We start from the raw sequence: 11,583 nt of genomic DNA on the forward strand, positions 1-11,583 counted from the left end.
TATTCAGCATGCTGGCTCATGGATTAAGCACTTGATTGCGGCCGTTTTCACTTTCCGTGCTTCTCCTAAAGACAGAAGCAGCGAGTTCGTGTAGGGTTTGCCAGCAAATTTATTTATCAACAGTCTTACAGACGCTTCCATTTTGGTTAGTGGTAGTGACTATGCCGCGCAAAAACACCCGCGAAGCCTGTGCCAGATGCGGTCAGGTCGATGTTGTTATGGCAAAAGCCTAAAGGCATTCCCCGGCAGGGATAAGACGAAAAATCCGAGATTAGTTAACCATATATGAATCCAGTACCCGCGCAGCGTGAATATTTCCTCGACTCCATCCGCGCCTGGTTGATGTTGTTAGGGATCCCTTTTCATATTTCTTTAATCTATTCAAGCCACACCTGGCATGTGAATAGCGCAGAGCCGTCCTGGTGGCTGACACTTTTTAACGATTTCATCCACTCGTTCCGCATGCAGGTATTTTTCGTTATTTCTGGTTATTTTTCCTACATGCTTTTTTTGCGCTACCCATTGAAAAAATGGTGGAAAGTTCGTGTCGAACGCGTGGGGATCCCGATGTTAACGGCCATTCCCCTGCTGACCTTGCCGCAATTCATTATGCTGCAGTATGTCAAAGGCAAAGCAGAAAGCTGGGCTGGCCTGTCATTGTATGACAAATATAATACACTGGCCTGGGAATTAATTTCGCACCTGTGGTTTTTACTGGTATTGGTGGTCATGACGACACTTTGCATATGGATATTTAAGCGCATCAAAGATAATTTAGATAATTCCGATAACAAAAATAAAAAATTCTCAATGGCTAAACTATCGGTGATCTTCTTATGCCTCGGCATCGGCTATGCGGCAATAAGAAGAACGCTCTTTATCGTTTATCCGCCTATTTTAAGCGATGGCATGTTCAATTTTATTTTCATGCAGACGCTGTTTTATATGCCGTTTTTTATCCTTGGTGCATTAGCTTTTATTTTCCCTAATCTTAAAGCCTTGTTTACCACACCTTCTCGTGGTTGCACACTCGCTGCAGCAATGGCATTTGTCGCATATTTGCTCAATCAACGTTACGGTAGCGGCGATGCCTGGATGTATGAAACCGAGTCGGTGATCACGATGGTACTCGGCTTGTGGATGGTGAATGTGGTTTTCTCCTTTGGTCACCGTTTGCTCAATTTTCAGTCGGCGCGGGTGACCTATTTTGTAAACGCATCGCTGTTTATCTACCTGGTTCACCACCCGTTAACGCTGTTTTTCGGCGCATACATCACCCCGCATATCACCTCAAATTGGCTTGGTTTTCTCTGCGGTCTGATATTTGTGATAGGGATTGCGATAATTCTGTATGAAATTCATTTACGCATTCCGTTGTTGAAGTTTTTGTTCTCCGGAAAACCGGCCATTAAGCGCGAGAATGATAAAGCGCCAGCCCGCTGAGCCACACTTACAATAACCATTCAACGGGTAATATTGACGCCAGTCTGACCAAAACCCGCTTCCAGAAACTGGTTGCGGGTTCTTTTTTGAGAATAATTTCTTCCTTCCCGCGACGATCGACCCAGTTAATCCGCCCCCATCGATCCAGACGCAGCTGCCAGGCCGCATCATACTGACTCTGAATAAAGCGTTTATCGATCAGTTGCGCCAGCATTTTGCTCTCTATTACCAGGCCCATTTCAGTGTTGAGTAATGTTGAACGCGGGTCGAAATTGAATGAACCAATAAATACGGTTTTGCCATCGACACTGAAGGTCTTGGCATGCAGACTGGCACCGGAATTCCCGGTTATTCCGCGGTCGTGCAGTGTACCGGGTTGTTCCTGCGTCGGCTTTAGTTCATAGAGTTCCACGCCATAACGGAGCAATTTTTTGCGCCAGCGTGCGTAGCCAGCATGCACCACAGCGACATCATTGGCGGCAAGTGAGTTGGTTAAGATTGCTATCTTTACCCCTTTTCTTACCATCCGTAACAGTTGCGCTACACCTGCACGCGTCGGCACAAAATAGGAAGAGATAATATCAATCCGCTCGCCGGGTGACCCCATGATATCGAACAGACGCTGCGGCAGAAGGGAATGGCGTTTTGCTTTGCCCTCCCCTTTCGCAGGATCATCACTTAATAAACGCGTTTTTGCCCAAATAAGCGGTAACGCCCCCTCAACGAGTTGATTCATAAAAGGGCTTGATTCCAGTTTACGCAAATAGCGATGCGTGATGCTGTCATTATGCCAGGATGCGGGTAGTTCAATACGATCAGCCATTTCACCTTCTGGCACATCCAGAACATGCTGCAAGGGTGAAACTGATTTGCAATACCAGTAGCGGGCAAAATCATCAGCGACGTCCTCCACAACCGGCCCCATTGCCATCACATCTAAATCTGAAAAAAGCGGTTCTTCTCCTGCACCAAAATATGCATCGCCAATGTTTCTCCCCCCCACCAGCGTCACCACGCCATCGACGGTAAAACTCTTATTGTGCATACGTCGATTGAGACGGGAAAAATCGGTGATATAACCAAGCGGACGCAATAAGCGAAATGAGAAAGGATTGAAAAGTCGAACTTCAATCCGCGGGTGGCTATTGAGCAAGCGTAAAATGTCATCAAGTCCGGGGGTATTGTTGTCATCAAGCAACAAACGAACGCGAACGCCACGCTTCGCGGCGGCTAACAGAGCGGAAAACAGTAACCGCCCCGACATATCGTCCTGCCAGATGTAATACTGAACATCCAGCGTATGTTCCGCCATTTCTGCCAGGCGATAACGTGCGGCAAACGCATCCAGACCTTTATCAAGGGGGAAAATGCCGCACAGTCCTGGATGTTGCGAACACAAGTGCAACACTGCGCTCGCCAGCCGAGGCAAATCATTCATCTCCTTGTTGGGTAAGGAGTCTTTCGTAGAGATGGGCGTTTTCTTCATCATAACAGACAAAGTATACCTGCTCGGGTAAAGCGTGACGGATAATAAATTCCGAAACGGTTTTTACTGCTATTTCAGCTGCTGCTGCGCGTGGGTATCCATAAACACCAGTACTAATGGCAGGGAAAGCTACCGATGTATAACTGTTCGCCGCCACCAGTCGCAGACTATTGAGATAGGCATCCTGCAATAGCTGATCTTCATTTTGTTCTCCGCCGCGCCACACGGGTCCAACAGTGTGTACAACAGCTTTGGCGGGGAGATCGCCTGCGAGGGTAATTACTGCGTGTCCCGTAGGGCAATCGCCCTGTTGTTGTCTGACTTTTAAACAGGCATCCAGCAGCGCCGGACCGGCAGCGCGATGTATAGCGCCATCGACGCCGCCTCCCCCCATCAACGATGGATTTGCCGCATTAACAATCACATCAACGGCCAGTTTGGTAATATCGCCCTGTACAACATGAATACGCGATTTCATAACGCCTCCTTACACCATCTTGTTTCTTAAGTGTACAGCAGGGTTTTTAGAGAAATCGCATTTTTCTTGTCGGCGACGTGAGTGGTTCAGAAACTTAGTTATATTCGATATTCATCACAGCCAGCTTTTTCTGCTCATCAAGATACTGCACTTTTACTGAGGCAATTTGCGCATTTTTAACTTTGCCGCTCATTAGCTCTTTGCTGGAATACGTTTTGCTCTGTACAGGACCATTTTGCATACAGGTCATTTCAACTGGCGCTTGTAGGGAGCTCACGTCACACGCCGGTTCCACAATTTGACCATAAAAATGAATCACGCCACCTTGCGCATTGCTTTCCGCTGTTGCAAAGAAAGGAAGAACCAGGCTGCCGAGCATAAGGGAGTTTAATAACGGTCTGAACATCTCTTCTATTTCCTCAATGATTAATCATCCTTGAGGGTGTGTTATCCATGCTTTCAGGTGGTCGATTCGTATCAGACCATTCTCTTCCGGATCATTTTATGCTCAACTATCAATACATTAAGACTTTCCTGAAGAGGGCGGCCATTGTTGTGATAAATGAAGTGACTGTCCATCAGAAACAGTAACAACTATTTTCACCCGATCGTCCGGGGAAATATTTAAACTCAACTTCGTCAAGGCAATGGGTTGATTAGCGGGTAATGAAAGGGTCTTTTCTTGCTTCGTCTGACTTTGTCCCGAACTGCCTTCACGCAGAGATAATATTTGCACCCGGCACAAGCATGATTGCGTCAGAGTAACCTCAGGAATAATGGTGTACATGTCACCTTGCTGGGTTGTATTAAAGGTTATCTGGCTGGAAAGCGCCGCGAGAAGTAATAACGCGTTCATACTATTCTCCCGAAAAAAAACAGGGCTTGCGCCCTGTTTCTGTAATACAAATTCTATATTAGTACTGATGAGCGGTCGCGTTGTTACCAAAGCCAACCTGAGTTACGTTGACGCTGGAGTTAGATGCAGTCTGGTCAACTGCTGCACCGTTACCGCCACCGAACTGTTTAACAGTCATTTCAGAGTTTTTACCGTTCCACTGATCCAGTGTCGCGCTGTTACCAAAGCCACGTTGGGTCAGTTCAATTGAGCTGTCATCAGAACCTTGTCCCACGTCTGCGCCGTTACCGCCGCCGTGCTGGGTAATAGTCAGATCAGAGTTGCGGGCATCAGCCTGCAATGCAACAGCAGAGTTACCGCCACCGTATTGGTAAATATTCAGTTCAGAATTCGGGCCGCTGTTATTACCGCCACCACCGTGGTTGCCGCCGCCACCGCCGTACTGAGGAATAGAACCTGCCAGAGCGCTACCGGAGAATACGATTGCTGCAATTGCTGCTACTTTTAAAAGTTTCATGTAAAACCCCCATCGGATTGATTTAAAAGTCGAATGGAAATTAACGCTGTGTTACGCGAATAGCCATTTGCGACTGTCTCTGCACTACAATTGCCGTTTTTTGAGTACCATACTGCGTAATATTTGCTTTATTACCAGAACCTTTCTGGATAATCATTGCAGTATTACCATATGCGCCCTGCGAAATACTGGCATCGTTGGCATTGCCCGCCTGATCAATATACGCAAGGTTATAATCTCCTGTCTGGTCAATCTTTGCCCGGTTGTTATTACCCTCTTGCGAAACAACCGACAAAAGTTTAGAGCCTCCCTGCCGTAACTGTGCACTATTATTAGCACCAGCTTGACCAATTATGGCTGCCTGATTAAATGAAGACTTACTCAATTCATTTACCGCAAAGTTATACTCTGAATTAGCTAAATCATAACCTGCCGCGGCTGCAATCCCAGGCGCACCCAGTACTGTTAACATCATAAATAACAATCTGTTTTTCATGTTGTCACCCTGGACCTGGTCGTACATTTAAGAAATTTAAATCATTTCAACTTGGTTGTTAACGCAAACCGTTTTTTGTTAACGCTGCGTTACGATGGAAAGTATGTCTGCGGAAATATTTTTAATAACTCACCCGCGCGTTGTATTTTTCTTTTTTTACTCATGCCAAAGTATTAAAACTCGCGTAAATACGCTGTTATTTACGCAAAAATTATTTTGTTTACTTTTAAACCGTCGTTTTTTGACCGCGAAAATTCGACAAACTATCTCTCCTCATGATTCACGAAGATTCTGTCGATATGTTTGCCTGACAAGCCGTCACAAACATCGTTTTTTTGCAGCCAAAAATTGTCCATGAAGAGAATCTGAAAATGCAGACAATTTTAGCGCAACAAAAGGACCAGAGATAAATAACATTTATTAAAATAATCATGTAGTTACGTGTATTTGTATGACTTTTCAAAATTGTGCAATAAAAGCCATATGTACAACTTTTCTATCATTACCAAACTTAACAATCCCTTAATGTTAACAAATTTAATTACCAGATTACATTTTGTTACATGTTTAACACTTGATTTAAGATTTGTAATGGCTAGATTGAAATCAGATGTAATCCATTAGTTTTATTTTTTACCCATTTAGGGTTGATTTATTACTACACACAGCAGTGCAACATCTGTCAGTACTTCTGGTGCCTTTATTGAATAAAGGCAGCTGTCAGGTGTGCGATTAATAAAAAGAGCGGGGTTTCATCATGTTTAATGAAGTCCATAGTATTCATGGTCATACATTACTGTTAATCACTAAACCTTCCTTGCAAGCGACTGCGTTATTGCAGCATTTAAAACAATCGCTGGCAATCACAGGAAAACTACATAACATTCAACGTTCTCTGGACGATATATCTTCTGGCTGCATTATTTTGTTGGATATGATGGAAGCAGATAAAAAACTCATCCATTACTGGCAAGATACATTAAGCAGAAAACACAACAACATCAAAACACTGTTGTTAAATACTCCAGACGATTACCCGTACCGCGACATTGAAAACTGGCCTCATATCAACGGTGTTTTTTACGCCCTGGAGGATCAAGAACGCGTCATCAATGGGTTGCAAGGCGTCTTACGCGGGGAATGCTACTTTACGCAAAAACTTGCCAGCTATCTGATTACACATTCAGGTAACTATCGTTATAACAGCACGGAATCTGCCCTCCTTACTCATAGGGAAAAAGAGATCCTTAATAAACTGCGTATCGGCGCCTCCAATAACGAGATTGCTCGTTCGCTGTTCATCAGCGAAAATACGGTTAAAACGCATCTTTATAATCTTTTCAAGAAGATAGCAGTCAAAAACCGGACTCAAGCAGTCTCATGGGCAAACGATAACCTCAGGCGATAAAGCCATGAAACGTTATTTATGCTGGATTGTAGCAGCGAATATTTTCTTCGCTGCGGGGAATGTTCACGCCGTAGAGGTAGAAGTACCGGGATTGTTAACTGACCATACTGTTTCATCCATTGGACATGATTTTTATCGTGCCTTTAGTGATAAATGGGAAAGTAGCTATACCGGGAACTTGACGATTAATGAAAGGCCCAGTGCACGATGGGGAAGCTGGATCACCATAACGGTAAATCAGGACGTTATTTTCCAGACTTTTTTATTCCCATTGAAAAGAGACTTCGAGAAAACTGTTGTCTTTGCACTGGCACAAACTGAAGAAGCACTGAACCGTCGACAGATTAGTCAGGCTTTACTGAGTACGGGCGATTTAGCGCCTGATGAATTTTAAATTAAATTGTCCGGAGGCTGCAATGCGTGTCAAACATGCAGTAATTCTACTCATGCTAATTTCGCCAATAAGTTGGGCCGGGAATATGACCTTCCAGTTCCGCAATCCTAATTTTGGTGGCAACCCCAATAATGGTGCTTTTTTACTAAACAGCGCCCAGGCACAGAACTCGTATAAAGACCCTAGCTATAATGATGACTTTGGTATTGAAACACCCTCGGCGTTAGATAACTTCACCCAGGCCATTCAGTCACAAATATTAGGTGGGCTGCTGACAAATATTAATACAGGTCAGCCAGGACGAATGGTGACTAACGAATATATCGTCGATATTGCCAACCGGGATGGTCAGCTGCAACTGAACGTAACCGATCGTAAAACGGGTCAAACGTCCACGATTCAGGTTTCGGGATTACAAAATAACTCAACCGATTTTTAAGCCCCAGCTTTGTAAGGAAAATAATATGCAGCGCTTATTTGTTTTGGTTGCAGTCATGTTGCTGAGTGGATGCTTAACCGCACCACCAAAAGAAGCCGCCAAGCCGACATTAATGCCTCGAGCTCAAAGCTACAAAGATTTAACCCATTTGCCTTCGCCAACGGGCAAAATCTTTGTCTCGGTATACAACATCCAGGATGAAACTGGACAATTTAAACCCTATCCGGCAAGTAACTTCTCCACCGCAGTTCCGCAAAGCGCGACCGCTATGTTGGTCACCGCATTGAAAGATTCGCGTTGGTTTGTACCGCTGGAGCGTCAGGGCCTACAAAACTTACTGAACGAACGTAAGATTATTCGTGCGGCACAGGAAAATGGCACCGTTGCGCTCAATAACCGGATCCCGCTACAGTCGCTGACGGCAGCCAATATCATGGTTGAAGGGTCGATTATTGGTTATGAAAGTAACGTGAAATCGGGCGGTGCCGGGGCGAGATACTTCGGTATTGGCGCCGATACGCAGTACCAACTTGACCAAATCGCGGTGAACTTGCGTGTCGTTAATGTCAGCACCGGTGAAATCCTGTCATCAGTGAACACCAGTAAGACCATTCTTTCCTATGAAGTCCAGGCCGGCGTCTTCCGCTTTATCGACTACCAGCGGTTACTGGAAGGGGAAGTAGGATATACCTCAAACGAACCCGTTATGCTATGCCTGATGTCGGCGATTGAAACCGGTGTTATCTTCCTGATTAATGATGGTATCGACCGCGGTCTGTGGGATTTGCAGAATAAAGCAGATCTGCAGAATGACATTCTGGTGAAATACCGCCATCTGTCAGTACCGCCGGAATCCTGATCCATAAAAAAGCCGGAGTATTAATCCGGCCTTTACGTATTCAATATAAAGCGTGATTCTCTCACGCTTTATTTTTTACTTGTTGCTCATGGTTAGCGGTCTTAGCACTGCGCGCCGCCAACCAAAGCCCACTGTTTTTCATCGCGTAACCAAACACCAGCCCAAGCGCCAGAGATGGCAATACCAGTTTCCAGTTTCCCTGCGCGGCAAACGTCGCACACGCACCGATAAATGTACCCGGAACAAATGAAAGCAATAGCTGTTTGGCCTGAATACACATCAGGAAAGCGACAATGCCAGTCATGACATAGCCAACTATTTCCAGATGGGGTGCCAGCGCACTACCGTAAATAATGACCATTGCCCACACCACACCGCTAAGCAGCGTTGCAGCGGAGATCGCCAACCCTTTCAGGCCACCTTGCGGACAGGCAAAGTAGGCCGTGCAGCCAAGGAAACCCGCCCAGCTGAGTAAACCAAGGGAAACGGCCACCCATCCCCAGATACCGGAGAGAATGCCCGTTGTGATTGCAATAGAGAGAAGTATGTTCATGCCGCGAATGATAGCAGAAAACGCGGTCATGAATGAGATCGAGCACACATTTTATGCAACGTAGAGTTTGATGTTGCATTCATTAGTGACCACGATCACACTTATTCTTCTTTTTCTTCCTCAAGTTCATCCCACATTGCGCCGATAGCATCGCGGGTCAGTGGTGCCATAGTGCGCCAGAACGGCGTGGTTGCATGGGCCTCAATTTTACCGAGAAATGCGCCACACCACGGCAACAGATACTCGCTGAACAACGTTTCCAGAGCTTCGCTTTCATCTTCCGTTGACTGATCTTCCAGCCAGGAAGCCGCAAGCAGTAACGTGCCGATGTGATCGGCTGGCGTATCTGCTAACGGCATCCCGCGTTCTGAAAGAAAAGCACGCACTTCCGCTTCCGTCGCGCCCTCAACCCAGGCACTGCGGTAAGGCGGTACTGCACATTCATCGCCGATAAACAGCGCATTGTAATCGGCAGATACTTGCGCCATATCACAACTTTTCTGCAAGCGTGCCAGCAACTCATCCTGCTCCAGAGGCCAGCTCGCTGCCAATTTTCCCTCACGAATCAGGGTAAACAGCGGAACCAGTAAAGGGTCCTGCGGTTGGCGGTAATAAAGTGACCCCAGTACACGACACAGGATAGAAAACTCGTTCATTTATTTATTTCCATAAAAGCAATTAAAGTTCAGCAAATTCCGCAATCGGCGCCATACCGCGGGATTCCAGGAAGTTGAGTAAACGGCGCGGTGAAACATTCAAAATGCGTTCTTCTGGAAAATCAACCGCGTCAAGAATTTTACGACACTCTTCAAAATCACCCATAGTAAACGCGGTATGAGAATCCGAGCCTAATGCCACCCAACCGCCAGCATCGCGCACCGCAGCGGCAACTGCACGGCAGTTATCTTCACTGCCTTTGCGCGAGTGTAGGAAGGACGAATTATTGATTTCCAGCGCGACCTGGTGTTTCGCGGCTGCTTCCGCAACTGCTTTGAAATCAATGGAATATTTCGGATTGCCCGGATGGCTTATTATGTGCACATTGCCGCTGGCGATAGTCGCGATCATCGCTTGCGTATTGGTCGCTTCATCATGTGGTGCAAAAACCGGTTCATGAAAACCAGCAATGATTAAATCCAGCGACTCAAACATTTTGCCGCTACAGTCAATTTCACCGTCAACATTTTTAATGTTGGCTTCAATGCCGCGCAGGATCCCTACCCCATCAACCACTCGTGGCCAAATACGCATATTAATGAAATGCCAGTGATGCGGCGCATCTTCCATATCCGGGCCGTGATCGGTAATTGCAAAAAGCTTGATTCCCTTCTGTTTAGCCTGGGCAATGTAGTCACTTAATGTGCTGTATGCATGCGTGCTGGCAACGGTATGCATATGTAGGTCGACGGGATACATAACACTCTCCTGTATTCAATTCTTGCCAAGGATAGCAGGAATCCTGGCGCTTTATTAGTAGCCTCGAACTCGGTCGACTTGCCCGCTGACGGCCTCACCTCTTTCTAGCTGGGAAATGGTGCGTGAAATATACTCCACTGCTTCGACGGGGCGAGTAATAGCTGCCACATGTGGCGTTATCGTGACGCGTGGATGTTGCCAGAGCGGGCTTTTCGGCGGTAAAGGTTCACGATTAAAAACATCCAGCATTGCTCCTTTAATCTTGCCACTTTCCAGCGCCGCGAGCAGGTCATCTTCCACCACATGGACGCCACGCGCCAGATTGAGAAGATACGCGCCATCCGGTAATTGATTGAATAATTGTTGATTAATAATGCCGACGGTTTCGGGCGTATTCGGTAACAGATTAATCAGTACCCGGCATTGACTCAGAAATGCCTTCAGCTCTTCGCCTCCAGCAAAGCTTTGTACATCTGGCCAGGATTTACGACTGCGACTCCAGCAACGCAGCGGAAAGCGCCATGTTTGTAGACTCTGTGCGACTTTACTGCCCAACACGCCAGCGCCCAGGATGCCAATTGTAAAATCTTCCCGATGATATTCAGGCAGCGGTTGCCAGTGTGAAGCATTTTGCTGGATTCGATAATCGTCAAAACGTCGGAACCAATGTAACACCTGGCTGACAGCATATTCCTGCATTTGCTCGCCCATACCGGTATCTTCCAGGCGGAAAAGCGGAATGGAGGGTTTAAGCATTTCAGGGTGTGCCTGTAGTTTACTCAATATAGAATCCACACCGGCGCCTAATGCAAACACAGCTTTAAGATCGCGTCCTGCCAGCATTTCAACTGGAGGATGCCAGACTAACGCATAATCCGCGCCCTGGTTATCTCCGTTTTTCCAGGCTCTGACCCTGGCATGAGGTATCGCTTTACTCAGCGCCTCAATCCACCATGTTGAGTCAAAGGTTGGGTGATAAAAGATGATATCCATATTGGCTCCCGAAAAGAGTTGAGCGGAATTTATTCGCGCTTATTGTTATGATCTGCAAGGAACATCAGAATAGCAAATCTGCTGTCGGTGGCAAAAAAAGCAAAACTTGCTTATTTAAACCGCAAATTGATTGAAGTTTGAATAAACGCACTTTTTTTTTAAAAAGTTTGTTGACCCGAGGCGACTATTTCCCTAAATTAGCGCCCGTTCCAGCAAGACAGGAACAACAATTTGGTGAGGTGTCC

At 46.2% G+C, this 11,583-nt stretch carries 15 protein-coding genes; 5 read left to right on the forward strand and 10 right to left on the reverse strand.

The features are described 5' to 3' along the window. Positions 1–285 precede the first annotated feature (285 nt). Positions 286–1,443: a glucans biosynthesis protein MdoC gene (mdoC, locus tag FEK42_RS18530; protein WP_138211913.1), complete on the forward strand. Its 1,158-nt coding sequence runs from the start codon at positions 286–288 to the stop codon at positions 1,441–1,443. 7 nt (positions 1,444–1,450) lie between these two features. On the opposite strand, the gene clsC is transcribed toward mdoC, so the two are convergent. The 6 genes from clsC to csgB all read right to left on the reverse strand — a co-directional run bounded on the left by clsC (position 1,451) and on the right by csgB (position 5,276). Then, positions 1,451–2,932, reverse strand: coding sequence for a cardiolipin synthase ClsC (clsC, locus tag FEK42_RS18535; RefSeq protein WP_131162258.1), 1,482 nt, complete (start codon positions 2,930–2,932; stop codon positions 1,451–1,453). Next, positions 2,874–3,407, reverse strand: coding sequence for an O-acetyl-ADP-ribose deacetylase (gene ymdB / locus FEK42_RS18540; RefSeq protein ID WP_131162259.1), 534 nt, complete (start codon positions 3,405–3,407; stop codon positions 2,874–2,876). Before ymdB ends, clsC begins: the two co-directional genes overlap by 59 nt. Before the next feature lie 94 nt (positions 3,408–3,501). Further along, on the reverse strand, positions 3,502–3,813 hold the full coding sequence (locus FEK42_RS18545) for a type 1 fimbrial protein (RefSeq protein WP_135492191.1): 312 nt from the start codon (positions 3,811–3,813) through the stop codon (positions 3,502–3,504). A gap of 117 nt (positions 3,814–3,930) precedes the next feature. Continuing rightward, positions 3,931–4,263, reverse strand: a complete 333-nt coding sequence (csgC, locus tag FEK42_RS18550; RefSeq protein WP_000992819.1) for a curli assembly chaperone CsgC — start codon at positions 4,261–4,263, stop codon at positions 3,931–3,933. Between the two features lie 58 nt (positions 4,264–4,321). Further along, on the reverse strand, positions 4,322–4,780 hold the full coding sequence (gene csgA, locus FEK42_RS18555) for a curli major subunit CsgA (protein ID WP_000771421.1): 459 nt from the start codon (positions 4,778–4,780) through the stop codon (positions 4,322–4,324). A 40-nt stretch (positions 4,781–4,820) separates the two neighbouring features. Beyond that, positions 4,821–5,276, reverse strand: a complete 456-nt coding sequence (gene csgB / locus FEK42_RS18560) for a curli minor subunit CsgB (RefSeq protein ID WP_135492190.1) — start codon at positions 5,274–5,276, stop codon at positions 4,821–4,823. A gap of 757 nt (positions 5,277–6,033) precedes the next feature. Here csgB and csgD point away from each other — a divergent pair. The 4 genes from csgD to csgG are packed head-to-tail and all read left to right on the forward strand — an operon-like array spanning position 6,034 to position 8,376. Beyond that, the gene (csgD, locus tag FEK42_RS18565) at positions 6,034–6,684 is read left to right on the forward strand and encodes a biofilm master transcriptional regulator CsgD (protein WP_064528493.1); all 651 of its coding nucleotides are present in this window, start codon (positions 6,034–6,036) and stop codon (positions 6,682–6,684) included. A gap of 4 nt (positions 6,685–6,688) precedes the next feature. Further along, entirely contained in the window at positions 6,689–7,078 is a 390-nt protein-coding gene (csgE, locus tag FEK42_RS18570; protein WP_130205465.1) for a curli production assembly/transport protein CsgE, read from the forward strand. Between the two features lie 22 nt (positions 7,079–7,100). Continuing rightward, positions 7,101–7,517 carry a curli production assembly/transport protein CsgF gene (csgF, locus tag FEK42_RS18575; protein ID WP_130205464.1) on the forward strand — a complete coding sequence of 139 codons (417 nt, stop codon included), beginning with the start codon at positions 7,101–7,103 and terminating at the stop codon, positions 7,515–7,517. A 25-nt stretch (positions 7,518–7,542) separates the two neighbouring features. Continuing rightward, positions 7,543–8,376, forward strand: a complete 834-nt coding sequence (csgG, locus tag FEK42_RS18580) for a curli production assembly/transport protein CsgG (RefSeq protein ID WP_130205462.1) — start codon at positions 7,543–7,545, stop codon at positions 8,374–8,376. Between the two features lie 61 nt (positions 8,377–8,437). Here the strand turns inward: csgG and FEK42_RS18585 are convergent, their stop codons facing one another. The 4 genes from FEK42_RS18585 to ghrA form a co-directional block, all read right to left on the reverse strand. Then, on the reverse strand, positions 8,438–8,929 hold the full coding sequence (locus tag FEK42_RS18585; RefSeq protein ID WP_130205460.1) for a DUF1097 domain-containing protein: 492 nt from the start codon (positions 8,927–8,929) through the stop codon (positions 8,438–8,440). Positions 8,930–9,030: 101 nt separating this feature from the next. Beyond that, positions 9,031–9,585, reverse strand: coding sequence for a molecular chaperone YcdY (gene ycdY, locus FEK42_RS18590; protein WP_130205458.1), 555 nt, complete (start codon positions 9,583–9,585; stop codon positions 9,031–9,033). A 22-nt stretch (positions 9,586–9,607) separates the two neighbouring features. Continuing rightward, positions 9,608–10,345 (reverse strand): zinc-binding phosphatase, encoded by a 738-nt coding sequence (ycdX, locus tag FEK42_RS18595; protein WP_130205456.1) that lies wholly within the window; start codon positions 10,343–10,345, stop codon positions 9,608–9,610. Between the two features lie 54 nt (positions 10,346–10,399). Then, positions 10,400–11,338 carry a glyoxylate/hydroxypyruvate reductase GhrA gene (ghrA, locus tag FEK42_RS18600; protein WP_135492188.1) on the reverse strand — a complete coding sequence of 313 codons (939 nt, stop codon included), beginning with the start codon at positions 11,336–11,338 and terminating at the stop codon, positions 10,400–10,402. Positions 11,339–11,583: the final 245 nt, after the last annotated feature.

Source organism: Escherichia sp. E2748 (assembly GCF_005781125.1).
In the GTDB taxonomy this organism is placed as follows: domain Bacteria; phylum Pseudomonadota; class Gammaproteobacteria; order Enterobacterales; family Enterobacteriaceae; genus Escherichia.